General features: G+C 42.0%; 23 protein-coding genes and 3 pseudogenes. 9 read left to right on the forward strand and 17 right to left on the reverse strand.

Annotation, left to right across the window (positions count from 1 at the left end):
* Positions 1-7: 7 nt before the first annotated feature.
* From ccoS to ccoN, 7 genes are all read right to left on the reverse strand, one after another.
* Positions 8-172: a cbb3-type cytochrome oxidase assembly protein CcoS gene (gene ccoS / locus ACWYVB_RS00155; RefSeq protein ID WP_012841826.1), complete on the reverse strand. Its 165-nt coding sequence runs from the start codon at positions 170-172 to the stop codon at positions 8-10.
* A gap of 15 nt (positions 173-187) precedes the next feature.
* Positions 188-2,551, reverse strand: a complete 2,364-nt coding sequence (locus ACWYVB_RS00160) for a heavy metal translocating P-type ATPase (RefSeq protein WP_457527483.1) — start codon at positions 2,549-2,551, stop codon at positions 188-190.
* A 4-nt stretch (positions 2,552-2,555) separates the two neighbouring features.
* Complete coding sequence (locus tag ACWYVB_RS00165; protein WP_046875302.1) at positions 2,556-3,032, reverse strand: FixH family protein; 477 nt, start codon at positions 3,030-3,032, stop codon at positions 2,556-2,558.
* Positions 3,033-3,137: 105 nt separating this feature from the next.
* Positions 3,138-4,112 carry a cytochrome-c oxidase, cbb3-type subunit III gene (gene ccoP, locus ACWYVB_RS00170; protein WP_005396485.1) on the reverse strand — a complete coding sequence of 325 codons (975 nt, stop codon included), beginning with the start codon at positions 4,110-4,112 and terminating at the stop codon, positions 3,138-3,140.
* Complete coding sequence (locus ACWYVB_RS00175) at positions 4,112-4,285, reverse strand: cbb3-type cytochrome oxidase subunit 3 (protein WP_005377485.1); 174 nt, start codon at positions 4,283-4,285, stop codon at positions 4,112-4,114. The genes ccoP and ACWYVB_RS00175 overlap by 1 nt, the downstream gene beginning before the upstream one ends.
* Before the next feature lie 9 nt (positions 4,286-4,294).
* A complete protein-coding gene (ccoO, locus tag ACWYVB_RS00180) occupies positions 4,295-4,915 on the reverse strand; it encodes a cytochrome-c oxidase, cbb3-type subunit II (protein WP_005377475.1) in 621 nt (206 codons plus the stop codon).
* Between the two features lie 12 nt (positions 4,916-4,927).
* Entirely contained in the window at positions 4,928-6,355 is a 1,428-nt protein-coding gene (gene ccoN / locus ACWYVB_RS00185; RefSeq protein ID WP_005396488.1) for a cytochrome-c oxidase, cbb3-type subunit I, read from the reverse strand.
* Positions 6,356-6,612: 257 nt separating this feature from the next.
* On the opposite strand from ccoN, the gene ACWYVB_RS00190 reads away from it, so the two are divergent.
* The 3 genes from ACWYVB_RS00190 (at position 6,613) to ACWYVB_RS00200 (ending at position 9,975) form a co-directional block, all read left to right on the forward strand.
* Positions 6,613-6,969: a hypothetical protein gene (locus ACWYVB_RS00190; protein WP_104974100.1), complete on the forward strand. Its 357-nt coding sequence runs from the start codon at positions 6,613-6,615 to the stop codon at positions 6,967-6,969.
* 113 nt (positions 6,970-7,082) lie between these two features.
* Positions 7,083-8,264, forward strand: a complete 1,182-nt coding sequence (locus ACWYVB_RS00195; RefSeq protein ID WP_048626396.1) for an FIST signal transduction protein — start codon at positions 7,083-7,085, stop codon at positions 8,262-8,264.
* Positions 8,254-9,975: an ATP-binding protein gene (locus ACWYVB_RS00200; protein WP_457527487.1), complete on the forward strand. Its 1,722-nt coding sequence runs from the start codon at positions 8,254-8,256 to the stop codon at positions 9,973-9,975. The genes ACWYVB_RS00195 and ACWYVB_RS00200 overlap by 11 nt, the downstream gene beginning before the upstream one ends.
* Positions 9,976-10,149: 174 nt before the next feature.
* Here ACWYVB_RS00200 and ACWYVB_RS00205 read toward each other — a convergent pair.
* Positions 10,150-10,460, reverse strand: a pseudogene (locus ACWYVB_RS00205) (DUF3693 domain-containing protein).
* 200 nt (positions 10,461-10,660) lie between these two features.
* Here ACWYVB_RS00205 and ACWYVB_RS00210 point away from each other — a divergent pair.
* The 4 genes from ACWYVB_RS00210 to ACWYVB_RS00225 all read left to right on the forward strand — a co-directional run bounded on the left by ACWYVB_RS00210 (position 10,661) and on the right by ACWYVB_RS00225 (position 13,195).
* The gene (locus tag ACWYVB_RS00210; protein WP_395196597.1) at positions 10,661-10,933 is read left to right on the forward strand and encodes a hypothetical protein; all 273 of its coding nucleotides are present in this window, start codon (positions 10,661-10,663) and stop codon (positions 10,931-10,933) included.
* A complete protein-coding gene (locus ACWYVB_RS00215; RefSeq protein ID WP_457527489.1) occupies positions 10,933-11,292 on the forward strand; it encodes a hypothetical protein in 360 nt (119 codons plus the stop codon). Before ACWYVB_RS00210 ends, ACWYVB_RS00215 begins: the two co-directional genes overlap by 1 nt.
* 744 nt (positions 11,293-12,036) lie before the next feature.
* On the forward strand, positions 12,037-12,495 hold the full coding sequence (locus ACWYVB_RS00220; RefSeq protein ID WP_457527491.1) for an AHH domain-containing protein: 459 nt from the start codon (positions 12,037-12,039) through the stop codon (positions 12,493-12,495).
* A 124-nt stretch (positions 12,496-12,619) separates the two neighbouring features.
* Complete coding sequence (locus tag ACWYVB_RS00225) at positions 12,620-13,195, forward strand: hypothetical protein (protein WP_268979612.1); 576 nt, start codon at positions 12,620-12,622, stop codon at positions 13,193-13,195.
* Between the two features lie 436 nt (positions 13,196-13,631).
* Here the strand turns inward: ACWYVB_RS00225 and ACWYVB_RS00230 are convergent.
* The 5 genes and pseudogenes from ACWYVB_RS00230 to matP all read right to left on the reverse strand — a co-directional run.
* A pseudogene (locus ACWYVB_RS00230) lies at positions 13,632-13,916 on the reverse strand (regulator); the annotation flags it as partial.
* Positions 13,858-14,061: pseudogene (locus ACWYVB_RS00235) on the reverse strand (DUF3693 domain-containing protein); the annotation flags it as partial. The pseudogenes ACWYVB_RS00230 and ACWYVB_RS00235, both read right to left, overlap by 59 nt.
* Positions 14,062-14,191: 130 nt before the next feature.
* Positions 14,192-14,515, reverse strand: a complete 324-nt coding sequence (locus ACWYVB_RS00240; RefSeq protein ID WP_031780560.1) for a hypothetical protein — start codon at positions 14,513-14,515, stop codon at positions 14,192-14,194.
* 114 nt (positions 14,516-14,629) lie between these two features.
* The gene (locus ACWYVB_RS00245; protein ID WP_005396496.1) at positions 14,630-14,941 is read right to left on the reverse strand and encodes a DUF3634 family protein; all 312 of its coding nucleotides are present in this window, start codon (positions 14,939-14,941) and stop codon (positions 14,630-14,632) included.
* A 15-nt stretch (positions 14,942-14,956) separates the two neighbouring features.
* Positions 14,957-15,406, reverse strand: a complete 450-nt coding sequence (gene matP, locus ACWYVB_RS00250; RefSeq protein ID WP_005396497.1) for a macrodomain Ter protein MatP — start codon at positions 15,404-15,406, stop codon at positions 14,957-14,959.
* 210 nt (positions 15,407-15,616) lie between these two features.
* Here matP and ACWYVB_RS00255 point away from each other — a divergent pair, with 210 nt between their 5' ends.
* Together ACWYVB_RS00255 and fabA are read left to right on the forward strand one after the other, a co-directional pair.
* Positions 15,617-17,257: a Lon protease family protein gene (locus ACWYVB_RS00255; RefSeq protein ID WP_367000520.1), complete on the forward strand. Its 1,641-nt coding sequence runs from the start codon at positions 15,617-15,619 to the stop codon at positions 17,255-17,257.
* Positions 17,258-17,327: 70 nt separating this feature from the next.
* On the forward strand, positions 17,328-17,846 hold the full coding sequence (gene fabA / locus ACWYVB_RS00260; protein WP_005396499.1) for a bifunctional 3-hydroxydecanoyl-ACP dehydratase/trans-2-decenoyl-ACP isomerase: 519 nt from the start codon (positions 17,328-17,330) through the stop codon (positions 17,844-17,846).
* Positions 17,847-17,966: 120 nt separating this feature from the next.
* Here fabA and rmf read toward each other — a convergent pair whose 3' ends face one another.
* The 4 genes from rmf to ACWYVB_RS00280 form a co-directional block, all read right to left on the reverse strand.
* Entirely contained in the window at positions 17,967-18,140 is a 174-nt protein-coding gene (gene rmf / locus ACWYVB_RS00265; protein WP_005377453.1) for a ribosome modulation factor, read from the reverse strand.
* A 181-nt stretch (positions 18,141-18,321) separates the two neighbouring features.
* On the reverse strand, positions 18,322-20,055 hold the full coding sequence (locus tag ACWYVB_RS00270) for a DUF3466 family protein (RefSeq protein ID WP_457527496.1): 1,734 nt from the start codon (positions 20,053-20,055) through the stop codon (positions 18,322-18,324).
* Positions 20,056-20,062: 7 nt separating this feature from the next.
* Positions 20,063-21,982, reverse strand: a complete 1,920-nt coding sequence (locus ACWYVB_RS00275; RefSeq protein WP_047010355.1) for an ABC transporter ATP-binding protein — start codon at positions 21,980-21,982, stop codon at positions 20,063-20,065.
* Positions 21,960-22,202 carry a glutaredoxin family protein gene (locus ACWYVB_RS00280; protein WP_074190119.1) on the reverse strand — a complete coding sequence of 81 codons (243 nt, stop codon included), beginning with the start codon at positions 22,200-22,202 and terminating at the stop codon, positions 21,960-21,962. Before ACWYVB_RS00280 ends, ACWYVB_RS00275 begins: the two co-directional genes overlap by 23 nt.
* Positions 22,203-22,212 lie beyond the last annotated feature (10 nt).

Genomic DNA, 22,212 nt, shown 5'->3' on the forward strand with positions numbered 1-22,212 from the left:
AAGGTTGCTATTTTTTATCACTATTAGATTTGTCTTCTTCATCAAGAAGAATGTTATGTCCTTGTCGTTCTAGATCTTCAAACTGATCACTTCTTACTGCCCAAAGAAAAACGGCAACAGCAACACAAACGAGAACGATAGCGATAGGAATCAATATATAAAGACTTTCCATGTTTGCTTTCTCTACTTATTTCTCTTTGAGCAGGCGCAAAGAGTTAGATACAACGATAATTGAGCTTGCAGACATGCCAACTACTGCAATGTAGGGAGCCACTAAACCAGCGACAGCTAAAGGCAAAATTAACAGGTTGTAACCCAAAGACCAAGCCAAGTTTTCTCGAATAATCTTTCTTGTACGCAGTGCAAGCAAGCGTGCCTCTAGTAGCTTTTCGAGATTATCCCCAAGTAACGTCATATCAGCAGAAGCTTTAGCGACATCTGTACCACCGCCCATTGCAACTGAAAGATGAGCTCCGGCGAGAGTAGGTGCATCATTGATGCCATCGCCAACCATCATTGTGATACTGTCTTCATCAAGACTCTTAAGGTACGCGAGTTTGTCTTCTGGTTTTGCTGACGCAACGACGTGATCGATGCCAATTTCTTTCGCTACAGGTCGAGCGTTTGAGAGAGAGTCACCTGTTAGCAGCGTTGTCTTAATTCCAGCGTCAGCAAAACGTTGAACAAAGGCTTTGCTTTCTTTTCGGATAGGGTCGCGGTAGTAAAAGCTAGCGACATGCTCGCCATCAACTGAAAGATAGACCGCATGGCTTTCATCGCTTTCCTTGCCTTGAACAAAAACCGCACTGCCTATCTTAACGATTTTGCCATTCCAGATCCCCTCAATCCCTGAACCAATCACGTTTTGCACTTCATACACAACAAAGTCGTCATTGGCGTAACTTGCAAAAGAGCGAGCGATAGGATGGTTTGCATGAGCTTCTAATGCTGCGGCTAGAGAGAGACAATCTTCTTTTGGAAGATCACTCAACACTTTTGTATCACAGATCTCAATATCGCCTTTCGTCAGAGTACCTGTTTTATCTACAACTAAGTGGTTGATCTTACATAGCGTCTCGAACACATGACCTTTACGAAGCAAAATGCCAAAGTTTCCCATACGAGAGGTAGCACAAGTTAGAGCAGTTGGAGTCGCAAGAGATAGGGCACATGGACAGGTGGCTACCAATACGGATAGCATGATCCAAAACGCATCATCTGGTTTTGTTTGATGCCAGTAAAACCAAGTACCAGCAGAAATAATAAGAATTGCTCCAACAAAGTAACGAGCAACAACGTCTGCAATTTCTGCGATTTTAGGTTTGGAGTGTTGAGCTTCATCTTGTAAACGCACGATATTGGAAATCATTGAGTCAGCTTTAGAACTCATGACCTCTAGCTCAAATGACTCATCACCGTTTAATGTTCCTGCATAAACCGCATCGCCTTCTCGTTTCACCACGTGTACGGATTCACCTGTTAGCATGGATTCATCAATATGAATACGACCCGAAATAACTTTGCCGTCAGCTGGGATATGTTCACCAGGAAGGACTCGAATACGATCTCCAACTTTTAGAGTTTTCACTGGTATTTGCTCGCCATCCAGCGTCGTGGCGATCGCTGGGATCAACTTTAATAGGTTACCACTCGCCGCTGCGGCTTTGCGACGCGCTCGCACCTCTAAAAATCGTCCGACTAATAGGAAGAAAGTGAACATTGAAATCGATTCGAAGAAGACTTCGCCCTGTTCTGTAACGGTTGCTATTAAGCTGGCTACATAGGCAAAAATAAGTGCAATCGAGACAGGCACATCCATACCGAGGGTTCGGCCTTTGATGCTTCGCCACGCATTTAAGTAAAACGGAAGAGCAGAGTAGAGTAGGACTGGCGTAGCAAAGATCAGACTTACCCAACGAAAGTAATTTTTAAACTCCGGTTCTAGGTCACCAAAAACTTCTAGATACAATGCGACGGCTAGCATCATAACTTGCATGGTAGCTAAACCAGCAATACCTAATCTGTATAAGTATTGCTTCATCATTCGATGATAAGAGGCTTCTTGCCTATCAGCTTCAAATGGTGCGGCTTTATAGCCCAGTTTATGAATGACAGATAGGAGCTCACTTAATCGCACTTGAGTGTTATCCCAGGCCAGTAACGCGCGGTTAGTGGTTGTATTCACGCGGATAGACACTAACCCAGCCGTATTAGAGACTTGCTTTTCGATTAACCACGCACAAGCTGCACATGAAACGCCTTCTAAAGAAAGAGTTACTTCAGAGACATTTTCACGATTTCGCACAAATTCTGATTGTACATCTTCATTATCATAATGAATTAAAGCTTGGAGTTGCTCTGGTACTAAATCTGCTTTTTCCGCAGGCGCAGTTCTATATTGATAGTAGGATACTAAGCCGCTGTCTACGATGGTTTGAGCAACCGTCTCGCAGCCAGGACAACACATCTTGCGGGATTCACCGAGTATATCAACTTTAAAATCCGTGTTGGCTGGTACATCTTCACCACAGTGATAACAGGATTCACACATATGCTTACTTCATTAACGGTGTTGACGAGGCAGGAAATTCAACTTTACCTTGGATCATCCATTGTTGGTCATGTGGTTGTAGTTCGATAAACCAAGGACCTTGAATAGATTCTTCTGCCGTTAGGCGGTAATTACCAGATGCATCCGCCGTTACGAGCTTTGTAAAGTCACGATCAGGAAGAGTACGATGAGTGAAAGTGGCCGTTAGAGCAGGGTAATGAGATAGCTTCCCTTTAGCGAAAACAATCACAACATTGTTATTTTCAGAAGAAATCTCTGCGTTAAGACCTAGGTCACGAGCGACATTCATTTTACTAATGTCGATGTTAATGCCTTTGCCTTTTTTATAGTAATCCTCGGCGACTAAAGAAACAGAGTTGTTCGAGAAAACGACCACAGTAATCACAGTCCAAACTACGACAGTAAGAGGAAGGATGATTAGGAACCACGGCCAAAATTGTTTATACCAAGGCTTTACCATAAAAAAGTTCTCAACAGCTAAATGAAAAAATGTAAGGCGTTAAATTTAAAGGAAAGACAGCCCCTATGAAAGGGGCTGTTATTGCTATGTTACTTAATATCTCAGTTACTTACTCTCTGAGTTACTTAAGCTCCAGACATAAGAGGCAACGAGCTGAACTTTATCTTCACCCAAAATGTCTTTCCACGCGGGCATTACACCTGAGCGGCCGTTCATTACGGTTTCGGTTACAGCTGCACGAGAGTCGCCAAATAGCCAATCTTGGTCTGTAAGATCAGGTGCACCGACTGCAGGGTTACCCTTGCCATCAGTACCGTGACAAGCTGCACACACGACGAAACGTGCTTTACCTGCCGCTGCTTCACGAGCATTCACTTTACGACCAGATAGGCTAAGTGTGTAGCTTACAACTTCTTGCACACCTTGCTCACCAAGCGCATCTTTCCATGCTGGCATTTGACCAATACGGCCATGCATGATGGTTGTTACGATTGCAGCTGGTTCACCGCCGTATAGCCATGCATCATCAGTTAGGTTAGGGAAACCTTTCTGACCACGAGCATCAGAACCGTGACATTGAGAACAGTTTTGCAAAAACAAACGTTGGCCAACTTTTAATGCTTCAGGATCTTGCGCAATTTCAGGTATTGGGCGCAAACCACTATCATTGTGCGCAAGTTTACGGAATGCTTCGCCGAAGTATGCATCTGCGTCATCCAGTTCTTTTGCGTATTGGTTTAGTTGCTTGTTCTCTTGTGCTTTAGCGATGGCTTCTTTTGACTCTTCCAGTGAACGTACTGTTTGAGCAGAACTCTGCCAGTTTAAAAAGCCCTTGAAGCTACCTAGACCTGGAAATAGGGCTAGATAAACTGCTGCAAACACAAATGTACTTACAAACAGATAAGTCCACCACTTTGGTAGAGGGTTGTTTAGCTCGCGAATACCATCGTACTCGTGGCCCATGTCTTCCCCTTCCTCGACGCCCATTTTATCTTTAGCGCACCAAGTTAGGAGAATCGCACAGCCTACCAGCGTACCGACAGTAATCACGATAATCCAGAGACTCCAGAATGTAGTCATTACTTCTTCACTCCTTGGTTATTAGGGGTCTTTTGTTCTTCGTCAGCAAACACCAGGTTGGCATCTTCTTCAAAGCGTGCTTTACGCTTTTTACTAAATGCCCACCATACGATGCCGATAAAACTAGCGAAGAGTACAACGGTATAAATACTATGAATTGTACCGAAATCCATATGATCCCCTTACTTCATTGCATGACCAAGAGACTGAAGGTAAGCGATGATTGCATCCATCTCTGTTTTACCTTCTACTTCTTTAGCCGAATTCGCGATCTCTTCATCAGTGTATGGGACACCGAACTGATCACGAAATAGCTCAAGTTTCTTCTGAGTTAGCTTACCGTCTAAAACGTTTTCAGCTAACCACGGGAAACCTGGCATGTTTGACTCAGGCACAAGCTCACGAGGATCTAGTAGGTGAACGCGGTGCCATTCATCAGAATAACGACCACCAACACGAGCTAAATCCGGACCTGTACGCTTAGAGCCCCAAAGGAATGGGTGTTCCCAAACACTCTCACCAGCAACAGAGTAGTGACCGTAACGTTCAGTCTCTGAGCGGAAAGGACGAACCATCTGGCTGTGACAAACGTTACAACCTTCACGGATGTAGATGTCACGACCTTCCATCTCCAGAGGAGTGTAAGCACGCAGATTCTCTACAGGTTCAGTCGTTTGCTTTTGGAAAATCAGAGGAGTGATCTCTACAAGAGCACCCCAGCTGATAGCAAACACGATAAAAATAGCCAACAAACCGACATTACGTTCTAAGATTTCGTGGCGATTATTAGAATTATTACTCATTCTTAAATCTCCTTATGCCGGATGTGGGATAGCTTTTAGGCTTTCTTTTGGTGCACTTACCGTTTTGTACGTGTTGTATGCCATTAGGAACATACCAGATAGGAAGATAAATCCACCTAAGAAACGTACAAAGTAGAACGGATAAGACGCTTCTACAGACTCAACAAAGCTGTAAGTTAGCGTACCGTCAGAGTTAACCGCGCGCCACATCAGACCTTGCATTACACCAGAGATCCACATCGCAACGATGTAAAGAACGGTACCGATTGTCGCTAGCCAGAAATGCACATTCACTAGACCGACCGAGTACATACGCTCTTGGCCAAATAGGCGAGGTACTAAGTGATATACAGAGCCGATAGAAACCATCGCAACCCAACCTAACGCACCAGAGTGAACGTGACCAATGGTCCAGTCTGTGTAGTGAGAAAGTGCGTTAACTGTCTTAATCGACATCATTGGACCTTCAAAGGTAGACATACCGTAGAACGACAAAGAAACGATTAGGAAACGTAGGATAGGGTCATAACGAAGCTTATGCCATGCACCAGATAACGTCATAATACCGTTGATCATACCACCCCAAGAAGGAGCAAATAGAACCAGCGACATCACCATACCTAGAGACTGAGTCCAGTCCGGTAGCGCTGTATAGTGAAGGTGGTGAGGGCCTGCCCAAATATATAGAGAAATAAGCGCCCAGAAGTGAACGATAGATAGACGGTAAGAATAAACAGGACGTTCAGCTTGTTTAGGAACGAAGTAGTACATCATGCCTAGGAAACCAGCGGTGAGTAGGAAACCTACCGCATTGTGTCCATACCACCACTGAACCATCGCATCCACTGCGCCTGAGTAAATCGAGTAAGATTTACCAAGTGACACAGGAATAGCCATGCTGTTCACGATGTGAAGTACTGCTACTGTGATAATAAAGGCACCGAAGAACCAGTTTGCCACATAAATATGTGACGTGTTTCGCTTCACCAGTGTGCCGAAGAACACCACCGCATATGATACCCATACTAGCGCAATTGCGATATCAATAGGCCATTCTAGCTCAGCATACTCTTTACCCGATGTTAAACCGAGAGGCAAAGTAATGGCTGCTGCCAGGATGATTGCTTGCCAACCCCAAAAGGTGAAGGCAACGAGTGGGCCACCAAAAAGACGTGTTTGACATGTACGCTGTACAACATAATAAGACGTTGCGAACAGAGCACTTGTACCAAACGCAAAAATTACCGCATTAGTATGCAGTGGACGTAAGCGACTGTACGTCAACCACGGCGTATCAAAGTTTAGCTGTGGCCAAACTAATTGAGCGGCAATCAAAACACCAACAGCCATACCAACTATGCCCCATAAAATGGTCACAAGGGTAAATTGGCGAACGACTGTATAGTTGTAGTTTTGTTCAAGCTGCTTTACTTGGCTCATTTGCATGCTTCCAATTTCTAATTAACTACACTTTTACTTCCAACACGACTTGCGTCGTAACACCACCCAAGTAAACTCTAGAATTCAAGTGTTATCATCACCTTATTTCCATTGCTGACTTTAATAAAAAGTGGCATTTTCAGCGTGACACTATACTTGAATTAACAATTCAATGACAGGGTAGTAACCTTACTGGCCCCCTGGAAATCATTTTTTATTTAAAAAGTTTGAAGTTTGTAACAAGGATATTAGTAATTATGCCTGCACAAAAGTTAACAAAGGCGCGACTTGCACAAATCTTAATCATGCTCAGTGTGTTAATAGGCGCATTTTTCTGGCGTACCTTTACACACGAGAGCGTTACTAGCATTGACTGTTCACAAAAAGAACGATGTGATGTAACAATTGAAGGTGAAATAATCACAATTAATCGTGACTCGGCGGGAATTTCGCTCGAAACGATGAAAAGTAGCACTCTAAAAATTGATCTAAATCAATCTGGCGAATTTATCAATCTCGATCGGGAACATAAGAAAATAGAATGGGACACAATACCTGAATCAAAAAAAATCACCTTTAAAAAAGGCGAAAACATTGTTGTAGTTCAATTATAAATACGATCTGTCACGAGATAATCGCAACTTCTTAATGAAATTTTCACCTTCTTACCTAGAGAAAATTGGTTGGAATGGTATAACAGCAGAGTGATACCCAATTATAAAATCGTATGCATTGCCAATCAGTTTTTACTCATATTAAAGATGAAGACTCAGCGATAGAAACGCTTAGGTCCGAGCTGACACAACAGAACTTGTCTTACGTGATGTGCTACTACACGGAAGAGTACGACTTCGAGTTAATTCGAGAAGCTTTTCTTGAACATTTTCCTGGAGTGCCTTTTCATGGAGCTAGTTCATGCCAAGCAGTAATGACAGACCGGGGGTTTCATACGGGCCCAGTGATTGCGGCGCTCGCAATTTATGATTCAGGCCCTCATGCTTATGGAACTGGTATTTCTAACTATGACTCAGGTGACAGTGTAACTAGAGCCTTAGATATGGCTCTTGAGAACGCTAACCGTGTAGGAGAAGTGCCAAACTTAATACTGCTTCATGCAACTCCAGGGCAAGAGGAATCAATCATTGCATCTATAGATGAAAGGTTTGGTACGCTGATCCCAATTATTGGTGGTTCAGCCGCTGATAATCATATCGCGGGAAAATGGTCTGTTATTACCGCCCAAGGATCTCAAACTGCAGGTTTAAGTCTGACATTGTTTTACTCCTCACAACCTGTAGATATTGCTTTTAGTGCTGGGCACACTCCAACCAATATTAAAGGGGTTGCAACCAAAACTAACGATAGGTGCTTACTAGAAATTGATGACGAACCAGCCCTCAATGTTTATAGAAAGTGGACAAACCATCAAGATAACCAAGTAGGCAAAAACAACCTGCTATTTACAAACTCGAGCGCTTATCCACTAGGGCGTGTCGCTGGCCACCTCTATGAGCGTCCATATTACAAATTGTCCCATCCAATTCGTGAGACGCGAGATGGAGGAATTGAGCTATTTACACGAATAGAAGAGGGTGATGAACTCACTTTAATGAAAGGAAGCAGAGAACACCTCGTTGCACGCGCTGCTAAAGTTGTAAATGCAGCCTTTAATCAAAAATTAGAAGAATCTCGAAAAATTGGGGTGATAAACATCTTTTGCGCAGGTCCTATGTTGCACTTAATGCAAGACATGAATAGCGTTTGTGAACAAATTAACCAAGAACTAGAACAGTTACCTTTTATTTGCCCTTTTACTTTTGGTGAGCAAGGTAGATTTATTGGTGGTGAGAATGGACATGGAAACCTGATGATTTCATCAGCGATATTCCATAAACCTTATGAAAGATAAATACTTAGACATATACCAACAGGAAGCGCTGCAAGAAGCGTTAGTCGAACTAAAACAGGCTAGGCAAAGAGAACGACTGCTCGCCGATGAGAATAAAGCTATTCTTTCAGCGATATCCGCGATGAGTGAAGCAAAAAACCGGCACGAGATATTTACGGGATTAAATAATGTCCTTAAGAAGTACATCAACTTTGATGATTTTATCGTTCTAACTCGTGATGATGAGAGGTACCCCTTCAAAACGTTGATATCGACAAATAGTGTATTTGATAACATATCTTGGTTACACGGTAACGCATCTGAGAGGGCGCTGAATGGCGAATGTATTCTGCTGTTCGAACCAGATAGGCTTGCTGAATTTATTAACCTAAACAGCTTTATAAAAAGCCATGTAAACTCGGTCGTCCTAACGGGCATACGCTCAGAGGTAACACAAACAGTCATCTTACTCATTGGTGCGAAGAAAGGGCACTTTAGCATAGAAAATAAGGAAACCTTAAGACGCTTTCGGCCTTTAATAGAGAGAGCTGTCATCGATATTGAGACCAAAGAGAAGTTACAACGTATTGTTGAAGTGCGGACAACTCAGCTTGCTAAAGCAAGAGAAGAAGCAGAGCTTGCAAATCGCTCAAAGTCAGAATTCTTAGCGATGATGAGTCATGAAATTAGAACCCCTCTAAATTCCGTCCTTGGAATGCTCGATATTCTGAAACAATCCACCTTATCAGAAGAGCAAATCGATGCCCTGAGCCAAATGGAATGCTCAGCGGAGTTGCTTCTCGCGATTATCAGCGACATCCTTGACCTCTCAAAAATTGAATCAGGTCGCTTTCAACTCAATGAGCAGTGGGTTAATTTAAGAGACACTGTCACTTTTGTTATTTCTCAACAAAAACAAATAGCTAAGAAGAAGAGCCTTCAATTTAAACTCAATTGCATGGTAACTAACGACAAACAGTTTTGGATTGACTCTACGCGATTATCTCAAATCCTGTTTAATCTTATTGGGAATGCAATAAAGTTTACTGATGAAGGAGAAGTAAAAGTTTCAGTATCTGAGCAAGACACCGAGCTTGTAATTTCAATATCAGACACCGGAATTGGTATATCTAAAGCCAAGCAAGAACATCTATTTACGGCATTTCATCAAGGTGACCGTTCCATCACGAGACGCTTTGGTGGCACAGGACTAGGGCTAGCAATAACCAAGCATTTAGTTGAAATGATGCGCGGCAAGATTATCGTTAAAAGTGACGAGCATGTCGGCTCAACATTTACTATTAAGATTCCCGTTTTAACTCGTTGCAATCAAAATCGTCCAGTTAAAATAGAAAACAACCAACCAACAAAAGCGATGGATCTTCTCGTAGTAGAAGATACCAAATCGAATCAGTTTGTAATAAAGCTCATTTTAAATAAGCTTGGTCATAATGTTCATATCGCAAGTCATGGAGCAGAAGCATTAACGTTCTTAGAGGAAAATGAGGATTTAATCGACCTGATTCTTATGGATGTCTCGATGCCAGTGATGGATGGGATTACTGCAACAAGGCTTCTCCGAGATAAAGGCTTCAAGACTCCAATCATCGCATTAACCGCTCATGCGCTAGAAAGTGATAGAGATAAATGCCTTGACGCAGGTATGGATGGATTCATTTCCAAACCAGTTCGAAGACAAGATATCTTTGAAGCTATACAGCCATTTCTGTAAGTAGAAAAAGCATTAATATAGATCTTAACAATCGATAGATTATTAAGATCTATATTAAGTATTTTATGGTAAATAGCCATTATGTTTAATGGTTATGATGGAGACCTTAAATTTCAAATCCACAGGGGAATAGGAGTGATCATTGGCAACATTTGGCGTACGAGTACATTCAATTTAACATAACACATATAATGCGCACTGTAATAGTGGTTCCTGTGGACTTGCAATCACTAAAGCCAATCCGGCACAAACCATTGAAATGCTTGATAATCCAAGTCCGTTATACTTTTTTGCAATGCTTTCCCACATGCTTTTTATCGCTGGGTTTTCATTGCGATCAGCGTGACAACCTCAGTCATATAACGCTTTCCTTTGCGGAAATCACTGATTCTCTGCGGCGGCACATTCATATCCGCTGCAATTTGTTTGTCTTGTACGTAACTTTGAGCCTTTTTGTAGGCATCTAATAGTTTGTTCTGATACATACCGCTTCCTCCGTTTCCGTCAGTTTAGCTTATCAATCACCATTTTTGGTGTCTTGCGCTAACCAATTTTGGTGATTACGCTACTAACCAAATTTGGTTATTCAATTAGTATCATACCGCCTTAGCTCTGGGCGTTTGCCCTTGACGCTTTCGCGCTTGGCTTTGGCGGTCGCTCTCTCAACTAGTCAAGGTGGTTGATTATGGAACGCGACAAAACATTTGAACTGTTATGTATGTTAGCTGGGCTACTAGCTATCGCGTTTGTTTTCTATGGTCGCGCTAATTTCGATGCTCCTGCGAGCACTTACGCTCAAGTGCGTATCTGGATTGAAAAAGAGCCATCCGCTATTCCAATGCTTAACGAGTTCGTGTCTGACGGCAAGCTTACACAAAACGAAGTTGATGAGCTTCGTGTTTACGTTGAAGACGCACCAAAACGCGCCCTTATTTCAAAAACGGTTGAGGCTCAATAATGCGTGAACTTGTTATTGATTTGGCATCAGGTAAACAAGAATGGATTGATTTTGTTCCTGTCCATTCTTGGGCTTCATGTGAGCACATTCCTGACAACTTATTCGACCATCGTTTTGAGTACGTCGACCACAGATTCACAACGCCTGAGGATTTCATTCCGTCGGCTGTGAAATCTGCAATGAGTTCGCCAATCTACTCACACGACCTGTCAGATTTTATTGAGCGCCCTACTTCTAACCCTTGTTTGGACTTGCCGAAATCATTACACCGTAACGGTGACTTCGCTCGACACATGGGCTTGTTCGTCAACTGCGCCGTAAATGTGCTTACGAGGTTGAATGTGTTGCGCGTGATTTAGCACTTGTTCAACGCCGTAAGCAAGTTTACTGCTCGGATTTTTCTCTAAGCCGTCAACGTGACCGCAATACGTCTAACCGTATCGCCCTAGAAAACACGATTGCTTACGATGAGGCTGACCCATCTAACTACTTCACACTCAGTGAGTTATCCGCTAAGCCGGTTTCTAAGGCTATATCGCGACTAATTGATATACACGATCAAAGGTTGGCTTTTCTAAGGCTTTCTATATTAGCTAGAGATATAACGTCAATAGAGACAGAAGACCTCGACTTATCTGATCTTGAGAAAGCTCAACTGCGCATCAGGTTAAAAACTCAGTTCATAAAGCAACACATGGATAAAGATATTATCACTCAGGCCAGTAATTACGAACTTCAACAACCCGATGTTAACAACTCTCAGTAGCCTAATTAATAGCTCTAGACAAAGTCCAGCCTCAGTCGATTAAAACTCATATAATGCTTACTCGCTGTAGAGTTAGAGGTGAAATGTAATTTACAAATTTGTTGTTACTTAAAAGTTAGATTCAGGTTTTATTGTGATTATTTTAACCTGAATCTTTTAACTCTATGTGTTAGATCAACTGTTTATCTCTTACTTTGAGGAGCAGATATGAGTACTACTACACTAGGAGTTTCACCTGTATTCAAGAAACCACCGAGGCCAACAAATCCATCGGCATTAGAGTTAGCTATATAACTATCAAGTCGAAGCTTTGAAACACTATAAAAAGGTTAGTAACTTGACCAATGCTAGTAAATCCGAGCTTGAAGAGGTTGAAGCAACAATTAAATATTTGAAACGCGAAAGAGCAAAAATTAAAGCCCACGCTCGCTTACAAGACGAGCTCTATGAAGACCTTAAGAAGTACCGTCGAGAAAACAAGGCTAAAGATGAAAGCCAACTATCTAGAGAGAAACATCATCCTACGAATTCGCTAATTAGAAACCTCTATGCCGTAGCTGAACCTCAACCTAGCCCAAATCACGCAGCACATCATATTGTGATGGGAAACGGTAAGGTAACTGCAATGATTGATGCAAAATTACAAATGTTCGAATTTGGTATAGGTATTAATGATGCAATTAATGGTGTTTGGTTACCTAGATCCAGTGCTTACAAAGATCACTACACTACTCCAAAGATTCACCTCACTCACGAATACATGGTGCAAATTATCAGAACTGGATTGGCACGCTAGGAAGAATTAGGCATAGTGAGAATGTATTTAAGTCCACACTGCTGAAAATGAAAAAGCAAATACAAGACGGCTCTCATCCTGAGAAAATTCTTGAGAAGAAAGATGCTAACTGGAAACCTACTGTATGACTGTATACAAATTAAAAAATAAGCCCCGAGAATTTAAAGTTTTAGAGCATGACCCTTATAAGCGAGCTCTCGATTCAGATGACCTTAAATTGTTAAGGCGACTTAGAAGAGATCCTGTTGACTCAACAGGCTTGAGAGATGTTTGGGTAAATGAGAATACAACATTTACTCAACACTTTAAATCTGCTGAAGCAATTCCAGACATATCTAAATGGAGAACATTCCTTGTCTTGAGAGAAAATGCATATCAGGTAGTACGAGATGTAATTGACTCTGACGGTGAGTTCTTACCGATTACAATCGATGATGAAAGTTTTACCATGTTCAACGTGATGTCTTTTGGAGAAGAAGACAAGCAGAAAATCAAATTTGAAGACATTGACGGAGAACAAGGATTATTAGAGAAACTAGTATTTATAGAAAGCGATCTTTCAAATAAATATGTCTTTAAATCAAAAGATGAAGGTTGTATGTCAATTTATTGTGATGACAAACTAATATCGTTATGTGGAGAGCACAGTCTAAAAGGACTTTCGTTCGATACAAATCTACTCGATGTATTTGAAGATTGATTCATCAGAATTATTAGTTAGACATTTACACGCAAAAGGCTCCTTTGGAGCCTTTTGCATCATATGAAATAATGCTTGTATATGTAAACTTATGGTTCTATTTTTTATGTTTGCATAATGATTACTTACATATCCTCTAACAATTAAGGATACAAAATTCAATGGGCAACCCATTAGAATGCTTGGATTTTGTGTTAAAGAAAATGATGTAGATTACGCGTATATCTATTTAACCCCTGAAACTGAACGAGGGAAAAGATATGTGACTAATTCATTCATCAAAAGCAATAGCGTCTTAGTCGAATCCGATAATGCCGAAGGATTTGATAAAATTACTGTTACAGCTCTGGGGTTTTCTAAATATTGGAATAGTGTGAATATAGAGCCGTTATAAGCCTTACTACACACCTAGCTTGGCTCCTATTGGAGCCTTTTATTACATCATCTTTCTAAGCGCTCTAGCATATTTCAGCACTTTCCCTGCAGCTTCCAAATCAGTTAACGCTCCTATCTCTAACAAAGCAATTCCGGTCAAAACCTGTTGAGCACTAACTAGCTGCCCTGTCGGAAGTTCCAATCTGTCATAGTGCATTTTAAAGTGTTCCCATTGGTCAGATGGGCTTAGTTCTTTTCCCTTTGTCATTCTCATGAACCGTTTACACTTAGGAGGAATGGTTTTCCCTTTGTCCCATTCTTTGACTGTTCTCACAGTTTTTAAACAATGCGCACTGATATAGAGGTTCCTGTGGACTTGAAATCACTAAGTCTAATCCAGTGCAAGCCATTGAAATACCTGATAATCCAAGCCCATTAAACTTTTTTGCAATTCCTTCCCATACTGATTTTATCTGCAGATTATCATTTCGAGTTGATTGGTTTATCTCACCTAGCCTGCATTCCCAACCAATTACACGAGAGCCACTTCATTTTCATCTAGTTCATCGAGTCTGAAAGCTTTGCGCTCTTGCTGCCCGGTGCTTCTAATCAACATTGCAATCACGAACCTGTGGCTATATGAAGCCGAATATACTTTTCTGGATATTTATAACGATAGCGTTTTCCTTTCCTCAAGTTGGATTTCACATACCGACAAACTTTTTTGTCACCACTACTGGTTACTCTTTTTATTACTGCTTTTTTACCTTTGTGTTCCATCTCTATCATGACATCGCAATAACCTTGGTAGCCATCAAATTTATTGTCCGCTTTCCTTTGAATCTTAGTTTTAATCTTTTTAGCCAATGGGTTCGTTTCCGAGTCGTCAGACAAAGCTGGAGTGCTTACGAAGAGTAAGAACATTAAAGTTACAACGTATCGCATAATTTAAGCCCGTTTATCTTATTGATTAATCAATGATAAATAATTTTTCTATAGATACGAAAATGGGACGCTATATTGCGTCCCATTTAACACGATTAAGTAACTGATATGTAATTAAGCTCGCTTCTTGCCTTTGCTCGCTTTGAAACCTTGATGCGGAAAAACGTTGCGAATCCGCTGTTGGATTTTTTTGGGAACGTCCTTGGAGAAGCTCAAGCGCATGCCGGTTCGTTGGCTATATACCTTCATTTCACCACTAAACGGATTATGTTCACTAATATCTTGTAAGTTATGTTTGAAAGAAGGTGGTAGATGCCCTTTTACGTTACTGATATGGCCGTTATCAAACTTTACTTTTAGCACTGGTCTATCAACTGCGATCAACCAAAAGATCACGATGGCAGCAATTAAGATTACATATAACATTTGGCACTCCCTATCCTAGCTAGATAGCAATTTACTCAAATCCTCTTTGATTGAGGTAACTTTTTGACTCGCTTTCTCACTTCTCGATGCTTCAGAAAGTAGATATTCAATTGCGTCAGATAATGTACAACCGAGCTCGTTTGCTCTACTAGAAAGCTTTTCCCAAACTCGGTAATCTAAATCAATGGATTTTTTCTTTGTATGGACTTGCTCTGCATTAAAGTGGCGTTTCCGTTTCGCTCGGATAGCCTGCTTGAGTTTATTGTCTAACTCTTCTGACATGTGGTTTTCTATCCAAGCCAAGACAAGTGTAGGCTCATGTTCAAGGCGTTTTAGCTCTGCAACCGCGGCATCTGCTTCACTTGTATCAATATGTCGGGTAATCGCTTCACCATCTTTCCATTTCTTGATGAGATACTTCCATTTCCACCCACACTCTAGATTCTCAAGCTGCTGATATTTCATTTATTCCGACCCATAAACATAACCTAGTGACAGCGTAACCCAGATAATTTACTTGGGCAAATAAAACTCTTAGAAGTATCGATGTTGATCACTCATTTGTCTAAGTATTGTTCATTGAGTGTTGAATGCCGTGAGCGAACCAAATTGGTGCTAGGGTGTTATAGTCCATTTCGTTATAATGTCGGCAAGATTGAATTACGATGAATTTTAATGAACCAACTTAATTGGCAAGACGTAACACCTTCACTTGAGCAGTACGAAGCACTTTTAAAGTCTGCACCTTCGTTACCAAAGAAGTCTTTTACTGATCTTCAACCGAGGATGTCGGCAACGATATCTCGCTTTTCCAAAATGTCGGGATTGACACGCGTGCTACTCATTAACTGCGTCGATAATTCTGTCTATAGAGAGTTCATCAGTAAAGCTCTTCAGAGTCATTCTAACGCTGCGATTGTTTTGTCGGAATCACTTGATGCCAAACGTTTATTTGACCGTTACAGTGTTGATGTAAGTGGTGATATTGCCTTCCAACCAGGCTTGATTTCACAAGCTGACGACGGTTATTTGATTGTACCTGCTAATCTCATTCTGGCTAACCCGGGACTTTGGCCGAATATAAAGTCTGCAATTCAACAAAACCTTATCGAGCCACTGAACCTAAGCCCTACTCGCTTACCTACTTCAGTACCGCCATCTAAAGCTTATGATGTAAAACTGATTGTAACTGGGGAAAGAAGTCAGTTAGCAGAGCTAGAATATATCGACGAGGACTTTTGTTCAGGCTTTGCCATGTATACCGAAGTTGAAGAAGATATTCATTTGTCAGAGCAGAATTTGACAGATTACTTTGGTTTGGTGAACTGGATATGTTCTCAATATCAGCTGCCTCACTTAACGGAATGTGGCTTTAGAAGACTGTTGCTAGCTGGTATGAGATTTACTGAAGATCAACATTATTTGCCGTTAGGTGTAATGTGGCATTCTCAACTTCTAACACTTGCCAGCCAGTTCAGTGATGGCCAAACATTAGATTACGAGTCATTAGATAAAGCGATTGACGACAAGTATTACCGCGAATCCTATCTTCCTCAGCGTGCCGTGTACGATATTTTAGATGGACAAGTCATCATTGAGACAACTGGGGAGCAAGTTGGCCAAATCAATGGCCTAACCGTCATCGATATGGCTGGACACCCTGTGAGCTATGGTGAGCCTGCCAGAATATCGTGTGTAATTCACTTTGGTGATGGCGATGTTTCCGATGTTGAGCGCAAAGCTGAACTTGGCGGCAATCTACATGCGAAAGGCATGATGATTATGCAAGCTTTCTTAAGCTCTGCTCTAAAATTAGATGAACCTCTGCCTTACTCTGCCTCGATCGTATTTGAACAGTCTTATAGTGAAGTTGACGGTGACAGCGCATCTCTCGCAGAACTTTGTTGCTTGGTGAGTGCGTTATCTGAATCTCCAATTAATCAACAAGTTGCGGTTACAGGAGCCGTCGATCAGTTTGGTCGAGTGCAAGCAGTCGGTGGCTTGAACGAGAAAATTGAAGGTTTTTATCAGGTTTGTAAACATCAGGGTTTTACGGGAAATCAAGGCGTTGTCATGCCGGAATCAAACCTTAAACACCTTGCATTACATAAAGATGTAATAGAAAGCATTAAAAATGGTGAGTTCCATATTTGGTCCGTCTCTACGGTAGATGAAGCTATTCCGATTGTTATGAATAAACCTTTCAGAGGCGAAGACGATAGCATTATTGGCAAAATAGCGGAACGTATTGAAAACTTTGAAAGACATGAGCATCCAGAAGGAATTGTGCAGCGCATCAAAAACTGGTTTGTCTAGTACTGATCGGAGTTGTTTAGCGTACACGTGTTCACTAAGATGCAGCTATCAAAAATTGGAGTAATTGATAATGCAAAACAAACGTGATTCTTATAACCGTGACGATCTACTTGCTTCTAGCCAAGGAGAACTGTTTGGGCCTGGTTACCCTCAGCTTCCTGCGCCAAACATGCTAATGATGGATCGTATTACTAAAATGTCTGAGACAGAAGGCGATTTTGGTAAAGGTTTGATCTTGGCGGAATTGGATATTACTCCAGATTTGTGGTTCTTTGATTGCCACTTCCCTGGTGATCCAGTAATGCCTGGCTGCCTTGGCCTTGACGCGATGTGGCAACTTGTTGGCTTCTTCCTTGGCTGGGTTGGCGGTAAAGGTAAAGGTCGCGCTCTAGGTGTTGGTGAAGTGAAGTTTACAGGCCAAATCCTACCGACGGCGAAAAAAGTAACCTACGAAATCCATATGAAACGCGTCGTAAATCGTAAACTAGTAATGGGTTTGGCTGACGGTCGTGTATGCGTAGATGGCAAAGAAATCTACGTTGCGAAAGATTTGAAAGTTGGTTTGTTCCAAGACACTTCAAACTTCTAATCACGACTTTAATCGATTTATAAAGGCTCCTATTTAGGGGCCTTTTTGTTTGCCTAGTCTATAAATGTAGAAAAGGCTCCGTAGAGCCCTTTCGAATCCTTCTTTTTGTATGTGGAGAGTTTATTTGTAGAGACCAGATTGTCTTTCATCTCTGGCATCACGCCAACCACCTAACCAATACGACCGAGCATCAACTTGTTGATATGGGCAAGCCTCTTGAGACCTTCCATTCAACCCAGCTTTATAGCCTTGAGATTGAGCTCGTTCTAGGCGATCACGCTTTTGTCTCTTCATAGTTAATTCCTCATACAGGTCCATTTACTAACGTACAGCTGTTATTGTGAAACTTTGATGGAGTTTTTATGACTCCACTTATAAGAATCGATCAAGTTGAGTGATTTCTCAAGGCATAAAAAAAGCAGAGGCTCAAATGTGTGAGCCTCTGCTTGATTTAAAAATTACTGACGATTTTTGACTATTTTCTACGGAACCCAAACAATCCAAGCATGGTCAAAGCTAACCAACCAAGGCCTGCACCTTGACGCTCTGTTGTCGTTGAGTCAACGCTTCGAGACACAATGTCCTTCTCAGTCGCACCTGCAATAGGCACCAATTTTACAGCTACGATTTGCTCATCAGAACTACATGTCGCATTGTTTGCTGTTGTACTGTAACCGCCAGCACATTTCATCGCGGTACCAGAAATCACACCTGCATCGTTGATATCGGTTGCGTCAAGAATACGGAACTGGTTGTTTTGTTCAGAGTAGTCACCGCCATTAGTCAAACTATCTAGGAACCAAGCTTTTCCATTAAATAGTGTTGAAGCACGTTCACTAGTCTCACCACCTACACTATATGGGTAGATAAAACCGCGCTTACGACGTGGCTTACCATCGTCTTCACGCGTCGTTTCCGCATCAAGTTGTCCGACAATTTCATTGTAAGAGTTGATCCCGCCCATCTTACCGCCCGCACCGCTGAAGAAAATTCCGGTACTTGGGTAAAAAGCGTTAATAGAATCCTTACGAACATCATTTACGATAAAGAGACGATTCGGAGCAGAGCCCGTTGGCATTAAGTATCCGCCCGAACGTTTTGCTTCACCAATAGCAACAAAATTTGAGTTAACATCGGTTAATCGTGAGTTTGTATGAACCGTATCATCGCCCTCACGCTGTCTCGCTCCTACAACAACTTTGTTTTTCCAAGTTGCGTTTTCAACGCTACCTTCTGCCTCTAGGGTTCCGACAAAAACAGTAGCATTCAGATAGTTATCATCACTGTATGTGTTGTAACCCACGCCGTAAACCGTTGTTCCCTCTGTGACAAGGTCACGCATGCTTCCTTGAGCCAGTCTTTCTCCATCTTTAGATGTGCCACTTGGCCAAGCCAACTCACTGACGGTTCCACTTTGATCCCAAATAGCTGCTTTCGATGTGTGGTGAGCGCCATTGGTATTGCTTGCTGTTCGAGATACACTACCAACGGTAAAAGTGCCATCGGTTTTCCAAGCGTGGCTTTGCACAACGCTTGCGTCGTTATCACCTGTAACAAAATTTGGTTCAATAGGTGCTACGACTGTATTTCTTGTTTCCAGTGTCGACTTGTTTTCACTGTTGACTTTACTTTGATTACCGACAGCGGCACCATCTTCGGTAAGCTGATTGATAACATTGTTATATTCATTTTTATAAGCAGCAGAATCGCCTTCTACAAATGCTAACGCATTAGAAGTAAAGTCTTTACTACGCTCTTTGTTCCATGGGGTCCAGTTTACAGAAGCCCAAGAGTCACAAGTAGAATAGCGAAGCTGGTTATAACAGTAACGTTCAAAATCTTTGAGTTCTTGGATGTAATAAAAGCCTGCGTCCAATCCAAATGGAATTTCCTCACGATAGCTATTTCCATCCACGGCTTGTGTCGCTGAAATAGGTGTTGTGCGAGTTTCCATCGCAAGCTTAAACTTTTCCGGCGTACAGTTTGCCGCAGAATCAAAACAGCCTAAAGCGAAAGGTGAATCTGTTGAAGGATCTGTACCTGCATCGCCCTGTTGAATTGCAACCCCGTAAGCCGTTTGGTAGTCACCGTTTGAACCATGATCCTGAGGTGAAACCTCAACCACTTGATACAATGCCGCCTGTGCGTTCATTGTGGTACCAACCATCATTGCAATGGCGGTCAATTTGAATTTATTACTACAATTCATTGAATTCTTAACTATCCTGTTGCATTGCTTCGAGTTCTTCCCATCTCTCGAATGCGATTTCCAACTCCTGCTCTAGTGCAGCAAGCTGTTCCAATACCGGCTGAGTTTGCTCTACAGGTTTAGCAAAGAACTCTGGATCGTTCACTTGCTCCTGAAGGCCCTCGATATCCGACTCTAATTGTTCTAGTTTAGCTGGTAGAGCTTCTAATTCTCTTTGCAGCTTATACGATAACTTCTTCGAGTTGTTCTTAGGTTGAGTTGTTTTGGGAGTTTCCTCAACCACTTTCTCTTTTTTCGCTGGCTTTTCAACCGCTTGACGAACCGCCAATGCCTGTTCACGCTGCTGTCTTGCATCGTGATAACCACCAACAAACTCTTCAATCACTCCGTTTCCTTCGAAGATCCAGCTTGTGGTAACGGTATTATCAACAAACTCTCGGTCGTGGCTAACTAAAAGCAATGTGCCCTGATAGTTGGCAAGCATTTCTTCTAAAAGTTCCAACGTTTCGATATCCAAATCGTTGGTTGGTTCATCAAGAATAAGTAAGTTGTTTGGTTTCAACAAGATACGAGCTAGCAGTAATCGGTTTTTCTCACCACCAGAGAGCGCCTTAACCGGGGTTCTTGCGCGCTTAGGTGCAAATAAGAAGTCTTGAAGATAACTCAGCGCATGACGCTGACGTCCCCCAACCATTACTTCTTGTTTCCCATCCGCTAAGTTATCGATCACTGTCTTTTCTGGATCCAAAATCTCTCGGTACTGATCAAAGTACGCGACTTCTAATTTTGTTCCGCAGTGTAAACGACCAGACTGCGCTTCCAATTGCCCTAATAGCAATTTAAGTACCGTACTCTTACCGCAGCCATTTGGTCCGATAAGTGCAATACGGTCACCGCGCATAATGTTAAAGCTAAAGTTGTCGACGATTGTCTTGCCTTCGTAAGCAAAAGATATGTTTTCTGCTTCAAATACAATTTTCCCTGAACGTGAAGCATCATCGATATTAAGGTTAACTTTGCCTTGGACATCCCGGCGATCGCGACGCTCTTCACGAAGTTTCTTCAATGCGCGTACACGACCTTCATTTCGAGTTCGGCGTGCTTTAATGCCCTGCCGAATCCAAACTTCCTCTTGAGCAAGCTTTTTGTCGAATTCAGCATTCTGCATTTCTTCAACGCGGAGCATCTCTTCTTTTTCTTCTAGGTAGTTGTCGTAATCACCAGGGAAAGAAGCTAATTGCCCGCGATCTAAATCAACAATGCGTGTTGCCATTGATTTGATGAACGCACGGTCGTGAGAAATAAAGATGATCGAGCCTTTGAAGTCTTTTAAGAAGTTCTCTAACCATTCGATAGTTGTTACATCAAGATGGTTTGTTGGCTCATCAAGAAGTAATACATCAGGGTCACAAACCAGCGCGCGAGCTAAAGCGGCTTTACGTTGCCAACCACCGGATAAATCGGTCAGTTTAGTTTCTGGACTTAGTTTTAAAGCACCAAGTACGTTCTTAACACGGTCATCAAAACGCCAAGCATTAGAATGGTCAAGCTGCTCTTGAACCTTGGCTAAACGGTTGATGTTTTTCTCACTCGGATCTTGAGCAACAAGATCGAGAAGATCGTGATAGATCTTCAGTTGTTCGCCGATTTCAGCCAAACCGCCAGATACGTATTCGTAAACCGTACCCTCTTGATTACGCGGTGGATCTTGTTCAAGTCGAGAAACAACGACGTCTTGAGTGATTTGAATCTTGCCGTCGTCCAACAAAATGTCGCCGGCAAGCACTTTCATTAACGTGGACTTACCTGCTCCGTTGCGACCCACTAAACAAACGCGTTCGTTTTCTTGAAGAGCGAACTCCGCTTTGTCCAGCAATGGGTGGTCACCAAATGCAAGTTGTGCGTTATGAATGGTAAGTAATGCCATTATTATCCAACCAATGTGTGAGTTGTTCTAAGTCAAACGGCCAGTTCAACTCAGAATCTTGATACTTTAATACGGGTATTGTGACGCCGTAACGAGAAAACAGTGCATCATCGAACGCAATATCAATGATATCTGTTTGCTCGGCCAAACCAATTTGGTCTACTAGAGCAAATGCCATCTCACAAAGATGGCATCCCTCCGTGCTATACAATATCAGCACGTATTAATCC

This window comes from Vibrio sp. JZG10 (assembly GCF_054064075.1).

Bases quoted from the DNA above. Each gene is read 5' to 3' on its own strand.
- ccoS (WP_012841826.1), bottom strand. From the start codon at position 172: ATGGAAAGTCTTTATATATTGATTCCTATCGCTATCGTTCTCGTTTGT.
- ACWYVB_RS00160 (WP_457527483.1), bottom strand. From the start codon at position 2,551: ATGTGTGAATCCTGTTATCACTGTGGTGAAGATGTACCAGCCAACACG.
- ACWYVB_RS00165 (WP_046875302.1), bottom strand. From the start codon at position 3,032: ATGGTAAAGCCTTGGTATAAACAATTTTGGCCGTGGTTCCTAATCATC.
- ccoP (WP_005396485.1), bottom strand. From the start codon at position 4,112: ATGACTACATTCTGGAGTCTCTGGATTATCGTGATTACTGTCGGTACG.
- ACWYVB_RS00175 (WP_005377485.1), bottom strand. From the start codon at position 4,285: ATGGATTTCGGTACAATTCATAGTATTTATACCGTTGTACTCTTCGCT.
- ccoO (WP_005377475.1), bottom strand. From the start codon at position 4,915: ATGAGTAATAATTCTAATAATCGCCACGAAATCTTAGAACGTAATGTC.
- ccoN (WP_005396488.1), bottom strand. From the start codon at position 6,355: ATGAGCCAAGTAAAGCAGCTTGAACAAAACTACAACTATACAGTCGTT.
- ACWYVB_RS00190 (WP_104974100.1), top strand. From the start codon at position 6,613: ATGCCTGCACAAAAGTTAACAAAGGCGCGACTTGCACAAATCTTAATC.
- ACWYVB_RS00195 (WP_048626396.1), top strand. From the start codon at position 7,083: ATGCATTGCCAATCAGTTTTTACTCATATTAAAGATGAAGACTCAGCG.
- ACWYVB_RS00200 (WP_457527487.1), top strand. From the start codon at position 8,254: ATGAAAGATAAATACTTAGACATATACCAACAGGAAGCGCTGCAAGAA.
- ACWYVB_RS00210 (WP_395196597.1), top strand. From the start codon at position 10,661: ATGGAACGCGACAAAACATTTGAACTGTTATGTATGTTAGCTGGGCTA.
- ACWYVB_RS00215 (WP_457527489.1), top strand. From the start codon at position 10,933: ATGCGTGAACTTGTTATTGATTTGGCATCAGGTAAACAAGAATGGATT.
- ACWYVB_RS00225 (WP_268979612.1), top strand. From the start codon at position 12,620: ATGACTGTATACAAATTAAAAAATAAGCCCCGAGAATTTAAAGTTTTA.
- ACWYVB_RS00240 (WP_031780560.1), bottom strand. From the start codon at position 14,515: ATGCGATACGTTGTAACTTTAATGTTCTTACTCTTCGTAAGCACTCCA.
- ACWYVB_RS00245 (WP_005396496.1), bottom strand. From the start codon at position 14,941: ATGTTATATGTAATCTTAATTGCTGCCATCGTGATCTTTTGGTTGATC.
- matP (WP_005396497.1), bottom strand. From the start codon at position 15,406: ATGAAATATCAGCAGCTTGAGAATCTAGAGTGTGGGTGGAAATGGAAG.
- ACWYVB_RS00255 (WP_367000520.1), top strand. From the start codon at position 15,617: ATGAACCAACTTAATTGGCAAGACGTAACACCTTCACTTGAGCAGTAC.
- fabA (WP_005396499.1), top strand. From the start codon at position 17,328: ATGCAAAACAAACGTGATTCTTATAACCGTGACGATCTACTTGCTTCT.
- rmf (WP_005377453.1), bottom strand. From the start codon at position 18,140: ATGAAGAGACAAAAGCGTGATCGCCTAGAACGAGCTCAATCTCAAGGC.
- ACWYVB_RS00270 (WP_457527496.1), bottom strand. From the start codon at position 20,055: ATGAATTGTAGTAATAAATTCAAATTGACCGCCATTGCAATGATGGTT.
- ACWYVB_RS00275 (WP_047010355.1), bottom strand. From the start codon at position 21,982: ATGGCATTACTTACCATTCATAACGCACAACTTGCATTTGGTGACCAC.